Origin of the sequence: Micromonospora sp. WMMD710, assembly GCF_029626045.1 — a bacterium.
GTDB lineage: Bacteria > Actinomycetota > Actinomycetes > Mycobacteriales > Micromonosporaceae > Micromonospora.
Genome location: NZ_JARUBD010000001.1, coordinates 750434 through 772907, shown reverse-complemented (window position 1 = coordinate 772907; position 22474 = coordinate 750434). Strand labels below are relative to the sequence as shown.

Here is a 22474-nt window from a genome sequence, read left to right as displayed (position 1 = left end):
ACGGGGCAGGACCGGGGGGTCAGCGTGGGTGTCGCGTACCCGAGATGGCCAGATCGGCCGCGCTCACGTCGGCGGGCGCAGCATCCGTTGCGCCGGCGGGGGTGCCGGGGGAAGCGCTCGCGGCCTCGGCGGCCAGGGCACGGGCCCGGCGGGTTCTCCGCAGCGCTCGCACAGCCAGCACCAGCGCGGCCAGCCAGCCGGCGGCCAGCAGGGCGTACAGCGTCGGGCGGACCGGGCCGTCCAGCTCGGCGGACCGGATCAGGGTGCGGGCGTTGGTCAGCACGATCACGCCGCCGACCGCCGCGCCGAGCAGTTGGGCCGGCACGATGCGCACCAGCCAGGCGGCCAGCGGGGCGGCGATGAGCCCGCCGATGAGCAGCGCGGCGACGGTGGGCAGCAGGAACCCTTCGGTGCCGAGCCCGATCAGGAAGCCGACGCTGGCGGCGCCGGCGACCACGAACTCGGCGGTGTCCACCGAGCCGATCACCTTGCGCGGCTCCAGGCGGCCGGACACCAGCAGGGCCGGAGTGGCGACCGGACCCCAGCCTCCGCCGCCGGTGGCGTCGACGAAGCCGGCGACCAGGCCGAGCGGGCCGAGGAAACGGCCACGTAGCCGCCCGCCGATCCGATCGGTGCGCAGGGGGCGGGCGAAGCGGACCAGCAGGTACGCCCCGAGGGTGAAGAGGATGCCGGCCATCCACGGCGCGGCCGACTCGGTGGAGATGGAGCTGAGCAGGGTGGCGCCGGCGAACGCGCCGATGGCACCGGGCAGCGCGATGCGGGTCACCACCCGCCAGTCGACATTGCCGAACCGCCAGTGGGCCACCCCGGCGGCGAGCGTGGTGCCGATCTCGGCCAGGTGCACCGAGGCCGAGGCGGCGGCCGGGGCCACACCGGCGACCAGCAGCAGGGTGGACGAGGTCAGCCCATACGCCATGCCGAGCGAACCGTCGACCAGCTGCGCGACGAGCCCGACCAGAGCGAGGACCAGCAGCTTGCGCACGAGCGCCCCCTGACTTTTCGGCATCTCCTATCGACTTGGTCGACAATGCGGCACCGGACTGCCAGGGTCAAGCCCCCGATCGGTGGATGGGACGCCAGCCGCCGACCCAGGCCGAAACGCGGACGCAGGCCGAACACGGGCGCAGGCCGAAACACGGGCGCAGGCCCACACCCGGACGCAGGCCGAAACGCGGCGGCGAGGTGCCGGGTCAGATCCAGGCGCGCGGGTCGGCGGCCAGCTCGGTGACCCGCGCGGGCAGCGTGCCCGCGGCCACGTCGGCGACGCTGACCAACTCCAGGATCTCCCGCTCGCTGGCCCGCAGGGCGATCCAGACCTCCTGCAGCGCACGAGCCGGGCCGTGGTAGCCGAGTTGCTCCGGGCGCTGTCCGCGTACGTGGGCGAGCGGGCCGTCGATCACGCGAATCACCTCGGCGAGGGAGATCTCCTCGGCCGGGCGGGCGAGCCAGTAGCCGCCCTCCGGGCCGCGCTGGGCGTGCACGATGCCGCCCCGGCGCAGCTGCAACAGGATGCTCTCCAGGAACTTCGGCGGGATCTCCTGGGCTCGGGCGATCTGGTCGGCCGTGACCGGCCGTCCGCGCCCGGGGCCGCTGGCCGTCGCGGCGAGTTCCGCGGCCGCGCGGAGGGCGTAGTCGACCCGGGCGGAAAGGCGCATGTCGGCAAGGTTAGCCCGGTGACCATCCGGCCGTACGGGCGGCCCTCAGCCGATCATCCACGTCGCCGGTGAGGTGCGTCATGATCCACCGTCGGGTGGGGCCCGAAATGCCGCGGCCAAGCGTCCTATGCTGGGCGGGGAGTACGACTGTCTGACCCTTTGGGCGGCCTCCAAAGACATATTGATAAACACCCGGATCAGCTCGGGGGGAAGGCAACACGATGACCGATGTCGCCACACGCATCTGGGATGGCATGACCATCCCGGTCGCCGGCACCTATCGTCTCGATCAGGCGCACAAGCGGATCGGTTTCCTGTCCCGGCACATGATGGTGAGCCCGGTGCGCGGCGAGTTCGCCGAGGCATCCGCGCAGGTCTTCGTGGCGGAGGATCCGCTGCTCTCGTCCGTGACCGCGACCATCGAGACGGCGAGCATCACCACCGGCACCCTCGACCGGGACACGCACCTGAAGAGTGCCGACTTCCTCGATGTGGAGCGCTACCCCACCCTCGAATATCGAAGCACGGGCATCGAATGGAAGGGCAACGAGGACCCCATCTTCCAATGGGCGCGGTTGCGTAACCACCGGCTCGGCGGACGAGGCAGAAGTCACATTTCCCCGCCGCAGTCGGACTCGGCGCCGGGACGATTCGTCCTCACCGGCGAGTTGACCGTGAAGGGAATCACCCGGGCCGTCGACCTGCAGGTGAATTTCGGTGGCGCTCGTCAGGATCCGTACGGGCAGAACATCTTCGGTTTCAGCGCGACGGCCGAAATCAACCGCGAGGACTACGGCCTGCTGTGGAATGTCGTCCTGGAGAGCGGTGGGGTGCTGGTCGGCAAAACCGTGCAGATCGAGATCGCCGGCGAGGCCATCCGCCAGCCCTGATGTGCGCATCCCCGCCAGGTGCGTACCTGGCGGGGACCGGGCCGAGCGGGCTCAGGCGCCGACGCGGCGCAGCAGACCCTCCTGCACGGCGCTGGCGATCTGCCGGCCGTCGGTGGTGAACATCCGGCCGGTGGCCAGCCCTCGCGCGCCGGACGCCGACGGACTCCAGCAGTCGTAGAGGAACCACTCGTCGGCGCGGAACGGCCGGTGGAACCAGAGGGCGTGGTCGAGGCTCGCGCCGACCACACCGCCCGGCCCCCACACCTCGCCGTGTACGGACAGCACCGAGTCCAGCAGGGTGAGGTCCGAGGCGTAGGTGAGGGCGCAGGCGTGCAGCAGCGGGTCGTCGGGCAGTTTGCCGTCGATGCGCATCCACACCCGCTGGTGCGGGTCGGCCGGCCGGTCACCGGGGCGGACCCAGCCGGGCTCACCGACGTAACGCACGTCGATGGGGCGCGGGATCTGACCCCAGATGCCCAGCCGCTCCGGGTAGCGGGCCAACCGGTCGCTCATCGTCGGTACGTCCTGCGGGGCGGGCACGTCCGGCGGGGCCGGCGCCTGGTGGTCCAGCCCCTCCTCGGCCCGCTGGAAGGACGCCGACATGAAGAAGATCGGCTTGTCGTGCTGGAGGGCGACCGCGCGGCGCACCGAGAAGGAGCGACCGTCGCGGATGTTCTCCACCTGGTAGGCGATCGGTTCGGCCGGGTCGCCAGGGCGGACGAAATAGCCGTGCAGGGAGTGCACGAACCGCTCCGGGTCGACCGTGCGGCCGGCGGCGACCAGGGCCTGACCGGCTACCTGGCCGCCGAACACCCGCTGCGGGCCGACCCGGGGGCTCATCCCCCGGAACGTCATCTCCCCGGTCGAGTCGAGGTCCAGTACCTCCAGCAGCTGGTCCACCGCCGCCTGGCCGACCGCGACCCGACCGTCGCTCACTGCAGTGCCCGCGCCGACGCGGCGTCGACCAGCGAGCCCAGCTGGTGGACGCGCAGCGTGTTGGTCGAGCCGGGGGTGCCGGGCGGGCTGCCCGCCACGATCACCACGTAGTCGCCCGGGTTGGCCCGGTTGAGGCCGAGCAGCGCCTGGTCGACCTGGCGGAACATGTCGTCGGTGTGCTGCACGAACGGCATCAGGAAGGTCTCCACGCCCCAGGTCAGGGCGAGCTGGTCACGCACCTCGGGGACCGGGGTGAAGGCCAGCAGCGGCAGGTCACAGTGCAGCCGGGAGAGCCGTCGGACGGTGTCGCCGGTCTGCGAGAAGGCGACCAGGGCCTTGGCGTTGATGGCCCGGGCGATCGACGAGGCGGCCACGGTGAGCGCGCCGCCGTGGGTACGCGGGTCGTGCTGCAGCCGGGGCACGCCGATCGAGCCGGACTCGGTCGTCGTCACGATCTTGGCCATGGTGCTGACCGTCAGCACCGGGTACTTGCCGACGCTGGTCTCGCCGGACAGCATCACCGCGTCCGCGCCGTCGAGCACCGCGTTGGCCACGTCGGAGGCCTCCGCCCGGGTGGGGCGGGAGTTCTCGATCATGGAGTCGAGCATCTGGGTGGCCACGATGACCGGCTTGGCGTTCTCCCGGCACAGCTGCACGGCCCGCTTCTGCACCAGCGGGACCTCGTCCAGCGGCATCTCGACACCGAGGTCACCGCGGGCGACCATCACGCCGTCGAAGGCCAGCACGATGGCCTCGAGGTGCTCCACGGCCTCCGGCTTCTCGACCTTGGCCAGCACCGGCCGGAACACGCCCTCCTCGGCCATGATCCCGTGCACGAGCTTGATGTCCTCGGCCGACCGGACGAAGGACAGGGCGACCAGGTCGACACCGAGCCCGAGGGAGAAGCGCAGATCCTCGGCGTCCTTGTCCGACATGGCGGGAACGCTGACCGCCACGTTGGGCAGCGAGACGCCCTTGTTGTTGGAGACCGGACCGCCCTCGGTGACCAGGCAGCGGATGTCGTTGCCGGTGACGTCGGTGACCTCGACGGCGACCCGGCCGTCGTCGATCAGCAGGCGGTCACCGGGCTTCACCTCCTGCGGCAGCTTGCGGTACGTGCAGGAGACCCGCTCCTTGGTGCCGACGATGTCGTCGCCGGTGATCACGACCGAGTCGCCGGTACGCCACTCGTGCGGGCCGTCGGCGAACCGGCCAAGCCGGATCTTGGGCCCCTGCAGGTCGGCGAGGACGGCCACCGGCTTGCCGGCCGCCTCGGACGCCTCCCGGACCAGCCGGTAGACCGCCTCGTGATCGGCGTGGCTGCCGTGGCTGAAGTTGAGCCTCGCCACGTTCATACCGGCCTCGACGAGGCCCCGGATGCGCTCCGGGGACGAGGTGGCGGGGCCAAGAGTGCAGACGATCTTCGCGCGGCGTGTCACGCCCATCAGGCTAGTCTCTCCTTCGGGTCGGATTCGTGGCCGACCCCTTGCAGGCAGCGGAACAGGTGTCCAACGACGCGCGGTGCACGTCGGGCCGGCGGGCAGAACCGCACCGGGAACGTTGTGGCGACGGGCAACGGCGACCGCGCGCCCGGAATCGTACGCCTCCGCCCGCGTACACCCTCGGGGTGCTCCCGGCGGCGGCTCACCCGCGGTGCCCCGACGGGGGCAGGGTGGGCACCGCGGTGATCAGGTCGCGGGGGTCGTAGTGCCGCTTGGCCTGCCGCAGGCGCGCCCAGTTCGGGCCGTAGGCCAGCCGGACCCGGTCGGTCTCCTCCGGGGCGAGCAGGTTCGGATAGCCGCCGGGCAGGGCGAGCGGGGCGAGGGCCGCCGAGGTGTGCTCGGCCCAGTCCCGGTGCGGTCCGGCCTCCTCCCCCGGCGCCCAGACCGCGATGATCTCGGTGAGCACGTGGTCGGTACGCAGGCCGAACGCGGTGTCGGCGAGCCCGACCCGGGTGGCCGCGCCGTGGAAGTGGTGCAGGGCCACCGCGGAGTACGGCGAGCTGACCTGCCGGGCGGCGTCGACGAGTGTGTCCACGGCGCCGTCGGTGAGCCCCGGCAGCCAGCGGGTGCGCAGCAGATAGTGGTTGCCGTCGACCATCCCGCCGTCGAACATCCGCACCGCGTCCGCGTACGGCATCGGGGTGATCTGGTCGACCAGCGGCGTGCCCAGCGCCCGCAGCCGGTCCATCCACGGCTGCCCGGCGTCCAGGTCCGGGCCGCTGTAGAACGGGCAGACGAAGACCACCGGCTCGCCGGCCGGGCCGGGCAGGAAGCCGGCCATCACGGTCAGCTCGTCCGGGGCCTCGGCGAGCAGCGCGCCGTAGCCGCGCAGCACGGCCGGCGCCTCGGCCAACGCGAACATGATCATGCCGGCCAGCACGCCGGGCAGCCGGTGCGCGCGGTAGCGCAGCTCGGTGACCACGCCGAGGTTGCCCCCGCCACCGCGCAGCGCCCAGTACAGCTCGGCGTCGTGATCCGGATCGGCGGTGACCCGACGGCCGTCGGCGAGGACCACCTCGGCGCCGAGCAGGTTGTCCAGGGGCAGCCCGAACCGGCCGCACAGCGGGCCGTAACCGCCGGCCAGGGTCAGCCCGGCCATGCCCACGTCCCGGACGGTGCCGGTGGGCACCACCAGGCCGTACGGGTGGGCGGCGGCCAGCAGACCGGCCGCCGTCACCCCGCCGCCGACGGTGATCGTGGCCGTGTCCGCGTCGATGTCGACCGCGCGCAGTCCGGTCAGGTCGAGCACCACACCGCCGTCGCGCAACGCCCGCCCGGCCCAGTCGTGGCCGCCGGAGCGGACCGACACCGGCAGGTGGCACCGGGCGGCGACGCGGAGCACGCCGGCGACCTCGTCGGCGTCCAGGCACTCGGCGACCAGCGCGGGCGAACGGTCCACGGCGCCGTTCCACAGCCGGGTGGTGGTGTCGAAGGCGGGATCGCCCGGCTCGTGCAGCCGGTCACCGAGCAGGGCGCGCAGCCGGGCTGCGGCGGACGCGACGTCGGGGCTGGCGGCGGAGATCATGGCGACTCCTCGACCGGGGCCGACCAGTGGCGCCGGGTACGCCCCGGCGGCGGCCCGCGCAGGGCGCGACCGTAGCACCGGCGGGCGGCCGGACGCCGTCACCATCACGACAGCCACCGATGGACCGCCAGGTCAGCTCTGAGTCTTCACCAGCGGGAACTCCAGTGAACCGGCCGGGCAGAGGAAGGTCAGCACGTCCACCCGGTAGAGACCGGCCTGCACGGCCGGATCGGCTTCGAGGACGCTGCGGACGTCGTCGACGCTGCCGGTGCGGGCCAGCCCGAAGCCGATCGGCGGGTCCGGGTTGCGGGCCGGCCCGTCCACCGAGCCGGCGACCAGGATGATGCCGCTGCGCTGCAACGCCTGCATGTGCTCGGTGTGCTCGGCCTGCAACCGCTGCACGGTCTCGGCGGGCAGGGCCCGTCCGGCCGCGCCGGGATAGATCACGATGCACTCGTACGTGTCGAGCGCGAAGTTGAGCTGCGGCACTCCCGCCATGGGTGCTCCCTCCGCCGTCGCGCCGGCACGTACCGGCCCGGCCGGTGTCGCCGGCACGAGCCTCAGCGTCGCACGCCGGTGCCGGCCGTACGGGTCGCTCGGCGCAACTGACCCCGGTCGGGTTGGCGCCGGGCATCGACGATCGATGCGGACGTCGACCCGTTGGTCCACCCGGTCGGGGTGCCGTGACCGACTACGGTGGACGATCCGGGCGGCGGGCCTTTGGGAGGTCGGGATGGGTGACGACGAGCCGGCGGCGGGCGCGCTGCCGTACGCCGAGGTGACCGACGAGGCGTACGCGGCGCGGGCCGCGGCGGGCTTCGCGGTGCGCGAGTTCGAGTTCGCGGTGCAGCTCAGCGGGCGGTGCCCCCGCTGCGACCACTCGATGACCAGCACCCTCGTCGACGGGCTGTACCGGCGGGACGCCTCGGTGGTGGCGTCGGATCCGGACTACCGCACGGTGCTCTGCGAGTGCGAGGCCGACCATCCGGCCCGGCCGCTCGGGTTGCGCGGGTGCGGCGCGCACTGGACGTTGCGGCTGGAGGTCGAGGCATGATCCGGCTGCGTCCCGGGCCGCCCGCGACCGTCGCCGACCTGCGCCGCGCCCAGCAGGTGGCGGGTCTGCTGCGCGGCGAGTTGGAGCGGGTGCGTGCGGCCGCGGTGGCCTGGCGCAACGGTCTCGGTGGGCTGCTGGTGGCGTTGGTCGGGTTCAGCCTGATCCGGGGCCGCACCGACGTCACCACCCTCGCGTCCGGCTGGGGGGCGCTGGTCGGGGTGCTGCTGCTCGCCGCGCTGGCCGCCGGCGTGGGCGGGGCGTTGGCGCTGCTGCGCGCGGCGCACGGCCGGTTGACGGTGACCCCGGTGGCGGACCTCCCGCCGGCCCCGCTCGGCGACCATCTGGAGGCCCTGGCGGCGGTCCGGTTCCTGCGCACCGGGGTGTGGCTGGTGCTGCTCTGCACCGCACTGCTGGTCGCCGCCGTCGGGGTGACCTGGTACGCGCCCGGTGCCTGACCGGGGCTCGTCAGGGGCCGAGGTGGGCGTAGCCCGCCCACGCGTCGGGTAGCCCGGGCAGGGCGGCGCGGAGCTGACGGACCGCCTGGTGCAGGGCCGCGGCCGCCCGGTCCGGTGCGATCCCGCCGGGCACCGCCAGGCCGTCGTACACGTCGGCGCAGAGCCGCACGGTCAACGCGTCCGAGATGGACCAGAGCGCGCCGATGACCTGCCGGAACCCGGCGAGCTGGAACGCGGTGCCGAGGGTGAGCGCCTCGTCGGGCAGGGCCGCCCCGCCGCGTACCGTCTCGCAGGCGGAGAGGACGGCCAGCGCGGCCGGGTTGCCGGCGGTGCGCCACAGGTCACGGACGTGCAGCGCGCCCCCGGCCAGCGCGAGGCGCCCCCAGGCCGGTGCCCGCAGGTCCTGTGTGCCGTGGCAGGACAGGTGGACGACCGGCTGGTCGGACAGCGCGGCCAGCACCGCCGCCGGGGTGGCCGACGGGCCGAGCAGCGAACGGACCCGGGGCAGGTGCCGGCGGACGATCTCCTCCTCGCGCCCGACGCCCGGCAGGTCGGGCAGGCCCGGGGTCCGGGGCATGCCGACCACCAGCGCCGAGTCGACCGGTTCGGGTCGGGTCGGCGCACCACGGCGGGCGTGCGCCAGCGCCCGCAGCGAGGCCGTGTACGACGGCACCACCCGGTCGAGCACCCCGTCGCCGCCGTCGAGCGGGCCGGCCGTGTGCAACGGGAGCAGGGTGAGCAGCCCGGTCGGGCACCACCACAGTCGCGGCCAGCCCGCGTCGGACGGCGCCGTGTCGGGCAGGGCCGCGTCGAGCACCGGTGCGGCGACGACCCGCCACAGCCAGTCCACGGTGCGGCCGACCTCGGCGCGTGCCGCCGCCCGACGCCGCTGCGTCTGCGGCTCCGAGGCCTCCGGCGCCGCCGGGCCGGTGAGCACCGCGATCGCGGTCAGGAAACCCGCCGTCCGGTCGACCAGCTCGGCCAGGGTCAGCTCGGGCAGCGGCACCAGCTCGACCCGGCCGTCGGCGACGACCAGCGCGTCGCAGCGCCGGGCGGCCACGTTCACCAGCACCACGGGACCGCCGACGGCGGCGCCGGCCAGCGCGGCGAACGGCGGCGGGCGGAGGAAGTCGGCGAACCCGGGCCGGTCGCGGATCTCGACCAACAGGTCGCGCCGGCGTACGGCGAGGTCGTAGCGCCGCTCCGGGGCCGGCCCCGCCCCGCCCGGCGGTGACACCGCACCGGACGGCGGCACGGCGAAGTCGTCGAGGGCGGCCTGCACCTCGGCGAGCCGAGCGGCCAGGCGGGGTGCCTGGGCCCGCAGTGCGGCCAGGTCGGCGCCCGCGTCGTGGGCCCGGGTCAACAGGACGCCCCGGCCGTACTCGAGCAGCTCGACCGCGCGCTGCGGCCGGTCGAGGGCGATGGCGACCGCCGCCGCGTCGCTGGCCAGGCCGGGAAACAGGCCGAGCAGGCGGGCCTGGTCGTCGGGGTCCATACCGTGCCAGGCCACCAGGTCGATCAGCTCGATCGCGGTGGCGTACCCGTCGAGGGCCGCCGGCAGGTCACCGGCCGCCTCGGCGTGTGCCGCGTACCGGCTGGCCGCACTGGCGCGCAGCAGCGACGGCGCGGCCTCGACCTGGGCGGCGGCACGCAGCACGGTGGTCGCCTCGGCCAGCGCGGCGGACCCGTCGGCCCCGGCCTCGGCGACCGCTTCGAGGGCGGTGGCGAGGTTGCTCAGGCACATGGTGCGGGCGGGATGCTCGGCGGTCAGCACGTCGACCGCACCCCGGTACGCGGCCAGCATGGCCTCGGCGTCGGCCACGGCGTGGACCGACTCGAAGCGCAGCAGCAGGGCGTTACCGAGGTTGGTGCGGATCCGGTGCCGGTCCACGTCGGCCGATGGCAGCTCGTCCAACCGCTCCAGCAGGCCGATCGCCTCGTCCAGCGCCGCCGGGTCGTCGCGCAGCCGGTGCCGCAGCAGGTGGGCCAGGGCAAGGGTGCCGAGCGCTTGGGCGTACTCGGCTGGTGCGGCGCCCCGCTCGGCCAGCTCGGCCGCCTCGCGCAACGCGGTGAGCGCGGCGTCGGAGTCCCCGGCGACACGGGCGGTGACCTGGTCGGCGGGCGCACCCCCGGTGGGCAGCGCACCCTCGATGGCCATTTCGACCCGGCGGTTCAGCGCGGAGCCGTAGTTGGTCAGCGCCAGCAACCGGTCCGGGTGCCCAACCGGCGTGGTCTCGGTCGCCTGCGCCAGCACCTCGATGGCCTCGGTGAGCGTCGCCAGGTCCTGCGTCGAGGTGAAAAGGGCCTGCAACACCAGGCCCAGGTTCGAGCGGTAACGGGGCAGCAGGTCGGCGTCCGGCGCGACGGCGGCCACCGCGGTCCGCAGTGCCACGGCGGCCGGCTCCAGCAGCGCCGGTTCCCCGGCGAGGTCGGAGAGTTCACGGAGCGTGTTGCCGAGATTGTTGAGCACCTGGTGGCGCAGCGGGTTGCTGCGGGGCAGCAGCGACTCGGCCTCGGTGAGCGCGTCACGGGCGGCCCGCAGGGCGTCCGCGCCGCCCAGGTCCGCCTGCCCCCGACCCAGCGCGTAGCCGAGGTCGGCGAGCCGGCGGGCCCGCGTGGCCGAGTCGCCCCGCGCGGCGGCGGCACCGTCGCGCAGCAGCCGCACCGCCTCGGTGATGTCGTCGACGCGCCACCGCACCTCGTACCGGGTGACCAGGAGCCCGGCCAGCGCGTGCCGCGCCCCGTCGCGGTCCGCCCCGCCGTGGCTCGACGCGGCGCCCGCCGCCCGATATGCCTCGATCGCCGCGTCGAGGTCGGCCGGGGCGGCGTCGGCCTCATGCCGTACGGCGAGCAGGGCGGCGAGCCCGGCGTGCGCGGTGCCGGCCAGGTCCGGTGCGAGCCCGCCGAACCCGGTCAACGCCGACCGGTACGCGTCGATCGCGGCGTCCCGGTCGGCTGTCGCCCGGTCGCGCAGGAACCGTTCGGCGAGGGCTGTGCCGTGCAGTGCGGCGACCCGGGGATCGCCGCTGTCGCGGGCCGCGCCGAACGCGTCGACCGCCTCGTCGAGGTCGTCGGGGCGCCCACGCAGCCGCCACCGGTCGCGCAGCCGCTGCCCCAGGTTGGTGCGTGCCATCGCCCCCACCGGTGCGGTCGCGCCGGCGGTCCGGGCGGCGTCGCGCAGCAGGGTGATCGCCTCGTCCAGGTCGGCCGGGTCGTCGTCGGTCTCGTACCGGTCGCTCAGGACGTTGCCGAGGTTGAACAGCCGGACCGGGCGTTCCGGGTCACCGGCCGGGGTGGACTCCAGGCTCTCCCGGTGCGCGTCGATCGCGGCCGGCAGGGCGCGCCGCCGGCCCAGGTGCTGGAACTGGTCGCGGTGCACCTTGCCGAGGGCGGACAGGTAGTGCAGCCGCTCCGGCGCGTCGGGCGGGGTGCCGGCGACCGCCTGCCGCAGCAGCGCCTCGGCCCGGTCGGCGGCCCGGTAGTCGTGGCTGGCCTCCGCCGCGCCCATCAGCAGGACCGCCTCGACGTACTGTGCGCCGGCCGCGTCGCCCGCCGGGCGGGGATGCGGTGGACGACGCGGCGGGGCGGGGTCGCGGGGGCCCGGGACGCGGGCCGCACCCGGTCCGCCGACGCCCAGGACGGCCAGCAGCGACGGCGGCACCCGGTGCGGGGCGAAGCGGAGCAGGAACTCGGTGAGCTGCACGGCCTGCGCGAGGTCGTCGGCGTCCTCACCCGGGGGCAGCAGCTGGTAGCGGTACGAGTGCAGGCAGGCGAGCAGGATGACGCCCTCGACGACCGGCTCCGGCAGGGGCCCGTCCGTCGGCGTGGCGGTCACCAGCTCGATGACCGTCTCGGCGTCGCGGATCGCCCCGGAGTCGAGCACCTCGCGGGGGTTCCGGGTGGCCACGAAGCGGTCCAACCGCTCCCGCAGCCGGCGTACCGGATCGGGTCTGAACCGTCGCCACATCGCGCCTCCCCCGAGCGGCCTCGTTCAGAGGTAGCAGACCGGACAGTCGGCACGCCAGGGGTAGCAACACCCCAATCCGCCACCCTGCGGGGATACCGCGGCGCGATTCGGGGATCATCAGGTGGGTGGTGGGTGGCTGGCCTCCCGCCGCGACGACACGATTGGGGAATCCGCGAATGGCGACCAATATCAGTAAGCAGCCCGCGAAGGCGTCCGGCACGTACCGGATCGGCGGCGACATCACGGTCAACCGGCTCGGTTACGGGGCGATGCAGCTCACCGGCCCGGGTGTCTGGGGCGACCCGAAGGACCCGGCGGAGGCGCTGCGCGTGCTGCGCCGGGCCGTCGAGCTGGGCGTGACGTTCATCGACACCGCCGACTCGTACGGGCCGTTCGTCTCCGAGCTGCTGATCCGCGAGGCCCTGCACCCGTACGCCGATGATCTGGTCATCGCCACCAAGGCCGGCCTGACCCGCTCCGGCCCCAGCGACTGGCGTGCGGTGGGTCGCCCGGAGTACCTGCGGCAGCAGTGTGAGCTGAGCCTGCGCCACCTCGGGCTGGACAGCATCCCGCTCTACCAGCTGCACCGGATCGACCCGCAGGTGCCGCTCGCCGATCAGCTGGGCGAGCTGGCGTTGCTGCGCGAGGAGGGCAAGATCCGGCACATCGGGTTGTCCGAGGTGAGCGTGGAGCAGATCGAGCAGGCCCGGGCGATCACCGAGATCGTCTCCGTGCAGAACCTGTACAACCTCGCCAACCGCAGCGCCGAGGACGTGCTGGAGTACTGCGAGCGCAACGACCTCGCGTTCATCCCGTGGTTCCCGATCGCGACCGGTGAGCTGGCCCGGCCCGGCGGCCCGCTGGACGCGATCTCCGCCGGGCAGGGCGCCACGCCCGCGCAGCTCGCGCTGGCCTGGCTGCTGCGCCGCTCGCCGGTGATGCTGCCGATCCCGGGTACGTCCTCGGTGGCGCACCTGGAGGAGAACGTGGGAGCGGCCGACGTACGACTCACCGACGACGAGTTCGACGCGCTGAGCAAGGCGAGCTGACCCGCCGGATCGGACGCCGCCGGGTCAGTCGGCGGCGTCCGACCCGGAATCCCGGGCGGCCCGCAGCGCCTCGGTCGCCTGTGCCAGCAGCCGGGCGGAGTCGGTGCGCCCGGTCACCTGCAGTTCCACCTCGGTGTCTCCGGCCTGGATCCGGATGCTGGCCTCGGTGCGCTGCTGGTCGACCCAGGACTGCAACAGGTTGAACAACCCCGGAAGCAGCCCCTGGGCCAGCACCGCGATGATCACCGCGTCGCTGAAGCCCGGCCGTCCCCCGCCGCCACCACCCGGACGGACCACCGGCCGGTACACCGGGCTGCGATGGATCCAGTCGAGCAGGGCGACCGGTGGCGGTTGCCGCTGGCGGGGGTTGATGGTCAGCCGGACGGGCAGCCGGGCCTCGGCGTCACGGTCGGTCACGATCTCTCCGGTCAGTTGGTGGCGGGGCGGAAGGTGACGGTGTCCCCGTCGGCGGTGGCGACGCCCGCGACGGTGAACGCGTCCTCCTCGGTGAACGGCGCGCTGCTGCCGAAGTACGTGGTGGTGCCGCTGACCTGCACCTTGCCCTGCGTCTCGTACGGAGTGCCGACCTGGGCGGTGGCCGGGCCGGTCAGCTCGACGGCGAGCTTCGGGTACTCCAGGATCTTCCAGGTCACCTTCTGCGTGGAGCCGCCGTAGTGGCGGAACGGGCAGCCCGGCGGTGCGACGACCGTCTGCTTGGCGCACTCGTCCAACCACGCGCGGACCCGGGCGTCGACGGCCTCGAGCGCCGCCGGCTTGAGCACCGGAGCCAGTTGCAGGGTCGCCGTGCTCTGCCCCGGCCCGACCGTCACGGTCTCGTTCGGCGTCTCGCTGAGCGCGCTGGACGGGCCGCTCGCGGTGTAGGTGCCCGCCAGCAGCGCCAGCGGAGGGCCCTCGGTGGCGCCCGGCAGCTCCACCCCGTTGAGCCGTACCCCGGGGCCGGCGACCGGCGCGTCGAGCTGGCTCAGGCCGCCGCCCAACCGCCAGCCGTGGAACAGCCCCGCGGTGGCGTCGTCGGAGCGGTAGAGGGTCAGGGTGGCGGTCTGCGGCGCGTCGGCCAGCCGGTACGCCACCGTGGCCGTCGCGGTGTCGCCGTCGCGCTCCAGCGAGGTGATCTCGACGTCGGTGGGCGGCTGGTAGCCCTTGCCGCGCAGCAGCTGGGCGAGCAGCTTGCGGTCGGTGACGCCGCTCTGATCGGCCAGGAAGCCGAGCGCGGCGTCGCTGTCCCGGTCGGCGAGCGCGGAGAAATACCCGTCGACCGCCGCCTGCGGCCGGAAGAACGCCCACTGCACCACGCCGAGCCCGCCGGTGCCGACGCAGGCTGCCAGCAGAAGGGCGCCGACCACCAACCAGGTACGCCGGGTGCCAACCGGGCCGGACTGGCCGAACAGCCCCTCGGCCGTGACGGCGGCGGACTCGCCCGCCCCGGCGGGCACACCGGCCACCGACGCCCGGTCCAGTGCGTCGAGCCGAAGCTCGTGCGGTGGGTGGGTGGCGCAGACCGCCTCGTCCCAGCCGCTGCGGCCGGACTCGAACGACAGCCGGCGTTCCAGGATGCGCCGCAGCCCGTCGACGTGCCCGGTGAGCACGGCGCCGAGGTCGGCCCGGTACTCCGCGGCGCGGACGTCGCGGGCGTGCAGCGGCAGCACCACGTACCGCATGGTGAGCAGCACCGGCCAGAAGAACACGAAGACCACGAAGTTGGTGGCCGGGTGCGGGAAGGTGCGCATCAGCCAGGTCGGCAGGGCGTGCGCGAGGGTCAGCGGCAGGCCGACACCGCGGACGAAGGCGCTGGTGATCTCGTCCCCGGTGCGCCAGTGCACCAGCTCGTGGCTGAGCAGCGCGGCGACCTCGTCGTCCGGTTCGGTCAGCACGGCGGTGGTGACCACCACGTGCCGGGCGTACGTGCGGGCGTTGCTCAGGACGGGATCGTCCTCCATGAGCAGCCGTGGCACGGTAGGCAGGCCGAGCCGGCGCGCGCAGTCCTCCAGCACGGGGCGCAGCCGCGCGACCTCACGACGGCTGGGCTGGCGGGCACCGGAGACCACCAGCAGGCGCGGTTCCAGCAGCACCCGGTAGAGCGTGTAGAGGACCCCGATCAGCGCCGCCGCGCCGACCGTGCCGACCAGGCCGGTGATCACCGCGAAGGGCTCGTCGGCGGACCCCAGCCAGGGCAGCACGAGTACGACGAGGAAGCCGATCAGAAACCCGGCGACGAAGCCGACCACGCCGCCGAGCACCCCGCCGGAGCGGCTGAGGAACGCGTCCAGCAGGGAGCCGATCAGCGGCGCGTCGCGCAGCACCGACGGCACCTGGTCCTCGGTGCCGAACCCGCCGGCGAAGAGCCCGGCGACGGCGAAGGCGAGACCGCCCCAGAACGCCAGGAGCAGCGCGACCGGCAGATAGAACCAGGTGGCGACGAAGGCGCCGAGCACACCCCGCCAGTCCCGCAGGATTCCGGCGCGCAGCCAGACCAGCGCGTTGGGATAGCCGGGTGGCCGGTCGGCGAATCCGCCGGTGGGTGTCGGTGTGTCGGCCGCCGGCGGTTCGGCGGCTCGGACGTCGAGCTGCGGCACGGTCGGCGGTGTGCCCTCCGGCGGCGCGGTGTGCGGCTCGGTCATGCCCGCTGCTCCTTCCGACAGGTCGCGTCTCTGTCCGTTTTGGACAGCCGGAGCAGGCTATCGAGGACATCCGATGTCTGCCATACCCTTTCGCGGGATCGTCGTCCACCCGACACTCGCCGCCGCACGCCCCGTGGAGGTGGCCCCCTGCGGGACCACCTCCACGGACCGGGTCAGAGCGCGAGGCAGTTGGGTCGCACCGGGCCGTCGACCAGGGCGCCGCGCACGATGGTGTACGCGGTGCCGTCGAGCACCAGGCCGAGGTGCCCGACGACCCGCAGCGGGCAGTACGCCTGGATCAGCACGTTCGTCGCCCCGTCGTTGACGGCGGCGTTCCCGGTGGGCCGGACCAGTTCGTCCTGCAGCGTTCGGATGGTGGTGTAGCGCACCCCGCCCGGTGTGTCGTCGCCGGCGTTGAGGTCGGTGAGGAAGGCCGAGCCGATGGTCATCTGCTGGCAGGCCACGATGCCGGCGCAGCTGCCGAGCCCCAGGAACGCCACGATGTTCGCCACGTAGGTGCCGTACTGCGGTGTGCCCAGGCTGACGTACCGGCCGATGGTGGCGGTGCCGCCGAGCCGTTTGAGGTAGTAGCGGCTGACCAGGCCACCCTCGGAGTGGGCGACGAGGTCGACGGTCGACGCCCCGGTGCTGGCGCGTACCTGCTCGACGTAGCTGGCGAAGGCGCGGGCGGAGGTGGGGATGTCGCCGAGGCCCAGGTTGGGCAGTTGGTAGATGAAGGTCCGGTAGCCGTCGCCGCGCAGGCGGGCGGCGATCGGCTCGTACGCGACGGCGACACCGCTGAGCCCGCCGACCACGATGACCGGGTTGGCGGCAGCGACGGTGGCGGTGGCGACGGTGGCGGTGGCGGTGGCGACGGGCGCGGCGGTGGCCGCGGTGGTGGTCGCGAGGACGGCGGCGGTGGCGAGAGCCAGGACGAGGGCGGTCTTTCGGAGCAGCATGGCTGCACCTCCGGGGGGAGGCACCCGGCGAACCGGGCAGGTGGGTGGGGGTGTCCGGTCGACCGTGCGACGATGATGCCCGCAACAATTCGGCAACGTCAATGACTTGTTACGCGCCGGTAACCCGTTGTCCCGGCGAGGGCGCAAACGGGCATAACGCTGCTCTCCATATCGGACGGAGCCGGCGGCTGGCATGCTGTGGCCGTGGTTGCCGACGAACCCCCCGAGCGCCAGCTGCGGGTGATGCCGTGGTGGCTGGTCCTGGTCGGCCTGCTGCTCGCCGCCGCCCTGGGCTGGCTGGTCCTGGACCTGCTGCTCGCCGAGGCCGACCGGGCCGGCCAACCGGACGTCCGCGCCACCCTGCGCATCGACGCGATCCGCACCGGGCTGACCGTGGTCGCCGGCACCGGCGGTGGACTGGCCCTGCTGCTGGCCGCGCGTCGTCAGTGGATCGCCGAACGCGCGCAGCGGCATCAGGAGAGCGTCGCCACCCGGGACCAGGCGCACCGTGACCGGGTGCAGGCGCACGCCGAGTCGGTGGCCGAGGCCGCGCAGCGCCACCAGGACCGGCAGTCCGGGGCGGCCGAACACGACGCGGCGGAGCGCCGGCTCACCGAGCTGTACACCCGCGCGGTCGAGCTGCTCGGCAACGACAGTGCGGCCGTACGCCTCGGCGGACTGCACGCGTTGGAACGCCTCGGGCAGGACAATCCGGCGCAGCGACCGACGATCGTGGCGGTGCTCTGCGCGTACCTGCGGATGCCGGCGCCGAACGACGAGCCGCGCGAGACCGAGGTCCGGCGCACCGCGCAGCGGGTCCTGACCCGGCACCTGCGCGCGGACGGCGCGGACCACTGGCCCGACGTCGTGCTGGACCTGACCGGCGCCGCCCTGGTCGACGTCGACGCCACCGGCTGCACGCTGGTCGACGCGAACTTCACCGCGGCGACGTTCACCGGCACGACGACCTTCGCGGGTGCGACCGCGAAGGGGCGTCTCCTGCTCGCGGCGGCGGTCTTCGATGACGTGGTCTTCGACGATCTCGACGCCGACGGGGAGGTCGTGCTGGACGGTGCCCGCTTCGGCGGTTCGGCCAGCTTCGACGGTGCCACGTTCGACGGCCTGTCCTGCCGGCGGTCCAGTTTCGCCGGCCCGGCCTCATTCCGGCGGGCGACCTTCGGCCAGCCGACCAGTTTCGACGCGACCCGCTTCGAGGACACCGCCGCGTTCCGGGAGGCCGAGTTCGTCGGTGGGCTGTCGATGGAGCACACCGAGTTCGGCGGGTCGGCCAGCTTCCACGCCGTGCGTTTCGCGAACATGGCGCTGTTCCGCTGGACGGCCTTCGGCGCGGAGGCGCTGTTCGACCATGCCCGCTTCATCGACGCCGCGAACTTCGGCCGAGCCCGGTTCCACGGTATGGCCAGCTTCCGCGACGCGCGGTTCAGCCGGCCACCGCAGGTCGACCAGGCCCGGGCGGTGGCCGATCCCGCTCACCGCTGGCCGGCGGGTGCCGTGGTCGAACGACTCGACGACGACTGGCTGCTGCTGGTCGACCGCTGAGCGGCAGGTCAGCGAGCCGGCGCGCGCAGCCCGTCGAGGGCCACACCGAGGACCCGGTCGCGCTGCTCGGGTGAGGGGAACTGGGCCATGGTCAGGCCACTGATCAGCCGCACCACGTCGTCGAAGCCGATGTCGTCGCGGACCACGCCAGCGGCCTGCGCGCGGCGCATCAACGGCTCCCCGGCGGCGTAGATCTCGGTGCGGCAGCTGGCGAAGATCTCCGAGTCGTGCAGCAACTGCTCGGCGAGCGCCCGCTTGGTGGCGACGTACGCGACGAAGCGGTGCAGCCACGCGACGAGGGCGTCCCACGGGGGCAGCTCGGCCAGGTCCTCGGCGGAGCGGCTCAGTGCCCGGACCTCCTCGACGTACACGGCCTCGAAGAGGTGCCGGCGGGTCGGGAAGTTGCGGTAGAGCGTGCCGATGCCCACCCCGGCCCGGCGGGCCACGTCCTCCAGGGAGGCGGCGGCGCCGTGCTCGGCGAACGCGTCGCGTGCCGCCGCGACCAGGGCGTCGTAGTTGCGCCGCGCGTCGGCCCGCTTGGGCCGCTGCGCGAAGACCTCGGGCATCTGCCCCGCGCTGGTCATGACGTGCGTCACCTCACCTCGGTTGCATCCGGAGGCAACCCTCCGCTAGCTTAGTGGAGGCACCCCTCCGGAAAGCCCGGAGGGAGCCCTCCGCTTAGCTTACCTCGGGATCCGCCCGATCCGCCTGGCCACCCGATCGCCCGGACCCGACAGCTCCGCCCGTCACGGACGATGGGCGACAAACCTCGTTCCGTACCGTAATCAGGGAGTTTTCTCTCGTGACAGTGACCTCCCGACGCGGCTCGCGTCGGCTCACCTTCGGCGTGCTCGCGGCCGGCGCCGGGTTCTTCGCGATGCTCCAGTCGCTGATCACCCCGGTGCTGCCGACCATCCAGCAGGACCTGCACACCTCCCAGAACACCGTGACCTGGGTCCTCACCGCCTACCTGCTCTCCGCGTCGATCTTCACGCCGATCCTCGGCCGGATCGGCGACATGGTCGGCAAGGAGCGGATGCTGGTCGTCTCGCTCGCCGCGCTCGCGCTCGGCTGCCTGCTGGCCGCCATCGCACCGAACATCGGCGTCCTCATCGTCGCCCGCGTCGTGCAGGGCATCGGCGGCGCGGTGTTCCCGCTCTCGTTCGGCATCATCCGCGACGAGTTCCCCGCCGCGCGGGTCTCCTCCGCCGTGGCCGCCATCTCGGCGATCGTCGCCGTCGGCGGTGGCCTGGGCATCGTTCTCGCCGGCCCGATCGTCACCACGCTGGACTACCGCTGGCTGTTCTGGATCCCGATGGTCGTCGTCGGCCTGACCGCCGTCGCCGCGCACCTGTTCATCCCCGAGTCACCGGTGCGTACCCCCGGGCGCATCGACTGGCGCGCCACCCTGCTGCTCTCCGGCTGGCTCGTCGCGCTGCTGCTGCCGATCAGCCAGGGCGCGGCCTGGGGCTGGACCTCCACCCGGGTGCTCGGCCTGCTGGCCCTCGCCGTGGTGCTGTTCGTCGGCTGGCTGGTCGCCGAGATCCGCTCGGCCAACCCGCTGATCGACATGCGGATGATGCGCCTGCCCGGCGTCTGGACCACCAACCTGGTCGCCCTGCTCTACGGCGCGTCGATGTTCTCCGTGTACGCGTTCCTTCCGCAGTTCGTGCAGACCCCCACGTCCGCCGGCTACGGCTTCGGCGCCAGCATCAGCCAGGCCGGTCTGCTCATGCTGCCGATGCTCGTCGCGATGTTCGTCGCCGGCCTGATCGCCGGACGACTCCAGTCCGTCTTCAGCGCCAAGGCGCAGCTCGCCACCGGCGCCGCGTTCAACGTGGCCGCCTCCGCGATGCTGGCCGCCGCGCACGACACCCGCTGGGAGGTCGCCCTCGCCGGTGGCCTGGTGGGTCTCGGCATCGGCCTGGCCTTCGCGTCGATGGCCAACCTGATCGTCGCCAGCGTGCCCGCCAGCCAGACCGGCGTGGCCACCGGCATGAACGCCAACATCCGCACCATCGGCGGCGCGATCGGCGCCGCCGTGGTCAGCGGCGTGATCACCGCCCACCCGCAGGCCAGCGGCCTACCCCGGGAGGCCGGCTTCACGATGGGGTTTCTCGTCCTCACCACGATCGCCCTGGCCGCCGCGCTCGCGGCCCTGGCCGTCCCGTCCGCCCGGCGGGCGTCGGCCGGTCGCCGGCCGACCACCGCGACGATCGTCGAGTCCGAGCTAGCCGGCGAGTTCGCCACCATGCCGGCGACCCGCTGAGGTTCGCTGTCGCAGCCCGGGCGGTTCGCCGCCCGGGCTGCGGCATGCCCGGGAGTACGCTGGCCGCTCCCCGTTCGTCGTCTCCTGGATGTGCCCATGTCTGAACTGCTGACCGCCGAGCGAATCGAAGAGATCGGCTCTCTGGGCTCCGCGAGCCCGGACCCGGGCGCGCTGGTCGCCGAACTGGTGGGTGCCGTCGACGAGGGACGCGTCGCCGACCCCGACGACACCGGGTACGCCCTGCTCGTCGCCGCGGACATCCTGGAGCAGGCGGGTGACCTGGCCGACGCGCTCGCCCTGGCCACCCGCGCCATCGCCGAACAACCCGACGAGGACGCGTACGCCCGAGCGGTGCGCGGCGGACTGCTGCTGCGCCTCGGCCGTACGGACGAGGGCCTGGCCGAACTGACCGAACTGCGCCCGCTGTTGGAGACCAACCCCGACGCCACGTACCTGATCGACGAGCTGGCCGAGTCCGGCCACGCCGAGGCGGCCCTGGAGTGGCTCACCGGAGCACTGGACGCGATCCTGGAACGGACCCGGACCCAGCAGCACGAGTCCGAGGACGCCCAGGACGAGGCCGCCGCCATGATCTACGGACTGGCCCAACGCCGGCACGACCTGCGCGAGGAGCAGGGTCTCCCCCACGACGAGTACGACAACCTCGCCGACCGGCTGCGCGCCGCCGGCAACCACGCCCTCGACGCGCTCGACGACGGCCCGGCCACGCTCCTGTACTGGCCGCAGGCCGAATTCGACGCCCTGCTCGTGCGCTGGCCGGCGCTCACCGACAGCTACCCGGCCACCTGGGACGAGCACCGCACCCAGATCGAACGAGCCCTCACCGAAGCCTCCGGGCTGGGCGGCGCCGACCTGGGCGTCGTCGCCGGCACCGTCGAGGGCCTGGCGGCCTTCGCCGGCACTGACCCCATCGACGAGGAAACCCTCGACGAGTACGCGGACAGCCTCGACGAGACGGGCGTGACGGCCTGGCCGCCCGGCCGCAACGACACCTGCTGGTGTGGCTCCGGCGCCAAGTACAAGAAGTGTTGCCTGCCGCGCTCCCGCGACTGAGCGGCGCGCCGGGGCCGGTCCCCTTGAGCGTCTGATGCCTGTGAGTCATATTGATGCCTCACAGGCATCACGCCGTTGGGCCCCTTCCACGTCGGCGTGCCAGGGCTCGGTGAGAGAGGCGATGGCGTGACCGCACAGGAACAGCACGAGGTGATCGAGGACAGCCCGGTCGGCTGGGTGGCACAGCACATCCGGCGGTACGTCGAGACCGACGGTGCCGACGGCGGCACCTACCAGGGCGTACCCTCACTGCTCCTCACCACGCGCGGACGCCGGACCGGCACCCTGCGCCGCACCGCCCTCATGTACGGCCGCGACGGCGACAAACACCTGCTGGTGGCGTCCAACGGAGGCGCGGACAAGCACCCCGCCTGGTATCTGAACCTGAGCGCCGACCCGACGGTGGAGATCCAGGTCGGCGCGGAGCGGATCGTCGGCCGCGCCCGGACCGCGACCGGCGAGGAACGCGTCCGGCTGTGGCCGGTGATGACGAAGGTCTTCCCCACGTACGCCCGCTACGCGAAGGAGACCGACCGCGAGATCCCCGTCGTCGTCATCGAACGCCAGCCACGGTCCGCGTCACCCGCCGAACCGGCTGAGGGCTCTAGCCAGAAAAGCGGATGACCGGCTCAGTTTCCCAGCGCTCGGACCTTGGCGATGGTCTCCTGGACGTGCTGCTTGGCCGGCTCGCCCCCCTGGGACGCCTGCGCGAGAGCCTGCCGGTACGCGTCGATCATGCCGATGAGCGGGCCGGCGGCCACGCCCTCCAACGCGCCGGCGACGAGCGCCCGCGCCTCGGCCGCGTCCTGCGCTGCGGCTGCGGTCTTGGCCTTCGCCTCGTCGAGCTTCTGCGACGCCGCCGCCAACCTCGCGATGATCTGTGCTGCGCTCACGCGGGCCCTCCCCGTGGTCGAAGATA

At 73.5% G+C, this 22474-nt stretch carries 20 protein-coding genes; 8 read left to right on the top strand and 12 right to left on the bottom strand.

Features of this window, described 5'->3' with window-relative positions:
• Positions 1–19: 19 nt before the first annotated feature.
• Both O7620_RS03680 and O7620_RS03675 read right to left on the bottom strand, forming a co-directional pair.
• Positions 20–1003: a sulfite exporter TauE/SafE family protein gene (locus O7620_RS03680; protein WP_278121859.1), complete on the bottom strand. Its 984-nt coding sequence runs from the start codon at positions 1001–1003 to the stop codon at positions 20–22.
• Positions 1004–1211: 208 nt separating this feature from the next.
• Positions 1212–1676 (bottom strand): Rrf2 family transcriptional regulator, encoded by a 465-nt coding sequence (locus tag O7620_RS03675; RefSeq protein ID WP_007462839.1) that lies wholly within the window; start codon positions 1674–1676, stop codon positions 1212–1214.
• Between the two features lie 221 nt (positions 1677–1897).
• Between O7620_RS03675 and O7620_RS03670 the strand changes: the two genes are divergently transcribed.
• Positions 1898–2566, top strand: a complete 669-nt coding sequence (locus O7620_RS03670) for a YceI family protein (RefSeq protein ID WP_278121858.1) — start codon at positions 1898–1900, stop codon at positions 2564–2566.
• Between the two features lie 51 nt (positions 2567–2617).
• On the opposite strand, the gene O7620_RS03665 is transcribed toward O7620_RS03670, so the two are convergent.
• The 4 genes from O7620_RS03665 to O7620_RS03650 all read right to left on the bottom strand — a co-directional run bounded on the left by O7620_RS03665 (position 2618) and on the right by O7620_RS03650 (position 7027).
• On the bottom strand, positions 2618–3502 hold the full coding sequence (locus O7620_RS03665; RefSeq protein WP_151491693.1) for an acyl-CoA thioesterase II: 885 nt from the start codon (positions 3500–3502) through the stop codon (positions 2618–2620).
• Entirely contained in the window at positions 3499–4947 is a 1449-nt protein-coding gene (gene pyk / locus O7620_RS03660) for a pyruvate kinase (RefSeq protein ID WP_151491692.1), read from the bottom strand. The genes O7620_RS03665 and pyk overlap by 4 nt, the downstream gene beginning before the upstream one ends.
• A gap of 199 nt (positions 4948–5146) precedes the next feature.
• Complete coding sequence (locus O7620_RS03655) at positions 5147–6529, bottom strand: FAD-binding oxidoreductase (protein ID WP_192580396.1); 1383 nt, start codon at positions 6527–6529, stop codon at positions 5147–5149.
• 132 nt (positions 6530–6661) lie between these two features.
• Positions 6662–7027 (bottom strand): YciI family protein, encoded by a 366-nt coding sequence (locus O7620_RS03650; protein WP_151491690.1) that lies wholly within the window; start codon positions 7025–7027, stop codon positions 6662–6664.
• Between the two features lie 235 nt (positions 7028–7262).
• On the opposite strand from O7620_RS03650, the gene O7620_RS03645 reads away from it, so the two are divergent.
• Entirely contained in the window at positions 7263–7583 is a 321-nt protein-coding gene (locus tag O7620_RS03645; protein WP_151491689.1) for a hypothetical protein, read from the top strand.
• A complete protein-coding gene (locus O7620_RS03640; RefSeq protein ID WP_278121857.1) occupies positions 7580–8038 on the top strand; it encodes a hypothetical protein in 459 nt (152 codons plus the stop codon). The genes O7620_RS03645 and O7620_RS03640 overlap by 4 nt, the downstream gene beginning before the upstream one ends.
• A gap of 10 nt (positions 8039–8048) precedes the next feature.
• Here O7620_RS03640 and O7620_RS03635 read toward each other — a convergent pair whose 3' ends face one another.
• On the bottom strand, positions 8049–12005 hold the full coding sequence (locus O7620_RS03635) for a CHAT domain-containing protein (RefSeq protein ID WP_278121856.1): 3957 nt from the start codon (positions 12003–12005) through the stop codon (positions 8049–8051).
• Positions 12006–12181: 176 nt separating this feature from the next.
• Between O7620_RS03635 and O7620_RS03630 the strand changes: the two genes are divergently transcribed.
• Positions 12182–13054, top strand: a complete 873-nt coding sequence (locus O7620_RS03630) for an aldo/keto reductase (RefSeq protein ID WP_278121855.1) — start codon at positions 12182–12184, stop codon at positions 13052–13054.
• A 24-nt stretch (positions 13055–13078) separates the two neighbouring features.
• Here the strand turns inward: O7620_RS03630 and O7620_RS03625 are convergent, their stop codons facing one another.
• The 3 genes from O7620_RS03625 to O7620_RS03615 form a co-directional block, all read right to left on the bottom strand.
• Positions 13079–13471 carry a hypothetical protein gene (locus tag O7620_RS03625; RefSeq protein ID WP_151490078.1) on the bottom strand — a complete coding sequence of 131 codons (393 nt, stop codon included), beginning with the start codon at positions 13469–13471 and terminating at the stop codon, positions 13079–13081.
• A gap of 11 nt (positions 13472–13482) precedes the next feature.
• Positions 13483–15693, bottom strand: coding sequence for a M48 family metalloprotease (locus O7620_RS03620; RefSeq protein ID WP_278121854.1), 2211 nt, complete (start codon positions 15691–15693; stop codon positions 13483–13485).
• A gap of 173 nt (positions 15694–15866) precedes the next feature.
• Positions 15867–16652: an alpha/beta fold hydrolase gene (locus tag O7620_RS03615; protein WP_278121853.1), complete on the bottom strand. Its 786-nt coding sequence runs from the start codon at positions 16650–16652 to the stop codon at positions 15867–15869.
• Between the two features lie 204 nt (positions 16653–16856).
• Between O7620_RS03615 and O7620_RS03610 the strand changes: the two genes are divergently transcribed.
• Positions 16857–18212 carry a pentapeptide repeat-containing protein gene (locus O7620_RS03610; protein ID WP_278121852.1) on the top strand — a complete coding sequence of 452 codons (1356 nt, stop codon included), beginning with the start codon at positions 16857–16859 and terminating at the stop codon, positions 18210–18212.
• A gap of 8 nt (positions 18213–18220) precedes the next feature.
• Here O7620_RS03610 and O7620_RS03605 read toward each other — a convergent pair whose 3' ends face one another.
• Positions 18221–18796, bottom strand: a complete 576-nt coding sequence (locus tag O7620_RS03605) for a TetR/AcrR family transcriptional regulator (protein WP_278121851.1) — start codon at positions 18794–18796, stop codon at positions 18221–18223.
• Positions 18797–19014: 218 nt separating this feature from the next.
• On the opposite strand from O7620_RS03605, the gene O7620_RS03600 reads away from it, so the two are divergent.
• From O7620_RS03600 to O7620_RS03590, 3 genes are all read left to right on the top strand, one after another.
• Complete coding sequence (locus O7620_RS03600; RefSeq protein ID WP_151490073.1) at positions 19015–20481, top strand: MFS transporter; 1467 nt, start codon at positions 19015–19017, stop codon at positions 20479–20481.
• A gap of 96 nt (positions 20482–20577) precedes the next feature.
• Positions 20578–21555, top strand: a complete 978-nt coding sequence (locus O7620_RS03595) for an SEC-C domain-containing protein (protein ID WP_278121850.1) — start codon at positions 20578–20580, stop codon at positions 21553–21555.
• Between the two features lie 126 nt (positions 21556–21681).
• Positions 21682–22179, top strand: coding sequence for a nitroreductase family deazaflavin-dependent oxidoreductase (locus O7620_RS03590; protein ID WP_278121849.1), 498 nt, complete (start codon positions 21682–21684; stop codon positions 22177–22179).
• A 5-nt stretch (positions 22180–22184) separates the two neighbouring features.
• Here O7620_RS03590 and O7620_RS03585 read toward each other — a convergent pair whose 3' ends face one another.
• Positions 22185–22448, bottom strand: coding sequence for a DUF6244 family protein (locus O7620_RS03585; protein ID WP_203175910.1), 264 nt, complete (start codon positions 22446–22448; stop codon positions 22185–22187).
• Between the last annotated feature and the right edge of the window lie 26 nt (positions 22449–22474).

Bases quoted from the DNA above. Each gene is read 5' to 3' on its own strand.
- O7620_RS03675 (WP_007462839.1), bottom strand. From the start codon at position 1,676: ATGCGCCTTTCCGCCCGGGTCGACTACGCCCTCCGCGCGGCCGCGGAA.
- O7620_RS03670 (WP_278121858.1), top strand. From the start codon at position 1,898: ATGACCGATGTCGCCACACGCATCTGGGATGGCATGACCATCCCGGTC.
- pyk (WP_151491692.1), bottom strand. From the start codon at position 4,947: ATGGGCGTGACACGCCGCGCGAAGATCGTCTGCACTCTTGGCCCCGCC.
- O7620_RS03655 (WP_192580396.1), bottom strand. From the start codon at position 6,529: ATGATCTCCGCCGCCAGCCCCGACGTCGCGTCCGCCGCAGCCCGGCTG.
- O7620_RS03650 (WP_151491690.1), bottom strand. From the start codon at position 7,027: ATGGCGGGAGTGCCGCAGCTCAACTTCGCGCTCGACACGTACGAGTGC.
- O7620_RS03645 (WP_151491689.1), top strand. From the start codon at position 7,263: ATGGGTGACGACGAGCCGGCGGCGGGCGCGCTGCCGTACGCCGAGGTG.
- O7620_RS03640 (WP_278121857.1), top strand. From the start codon at position 7,580: ATGATCCGGCTGCGTCCCGGGCCGCCCGCGACCGTCGCCGACCTGCGC.
- O7620_RS03635 (WP_278121856.1), bottom strand. From the start codon at position 12,005: ATGTGGCGACGGTTCAGACCCGATCCGGTACGCCGGCTGCGGGAGCGG.
- O7620_RS03630 (WP_278121855.1), top strand. From the start codon at position 12,182: ATGGCGACCAATATCAGTAAGCAGCCCGCGAAGGCGTCCGGCACGTAC.
- O7620_RS03620 (WP_278121854.1), bottom strand. From the start codon at position 15,693: ATGACCGAGCCGCACACCGCGCCGCCGGAGGGCACACCGCCGACCGTG.
- O7620_RS03615 (WP_278121853.1), bottom strand. From the start codon at position 16,652: ATGCTGCTCCGAAAGACCGCCCTCGTCCTGGCTCTCGCCACCGCCGCC.
- O7620_RS03605 (WP_278121851.1), bottom strand. From the start codon at position 18,796: ATGACCAGCGCGGGGCAGATGCCCGAGGTCTTCGCGCAGCGGCCCAAG.
- O7620_RS03595 (WP_278121850.1), top strand. From the start codon at position 20,578: ATGTCTGAACTGCTGACCGCCGAGCGAATCGAAGAGATCGGCTCTCTG.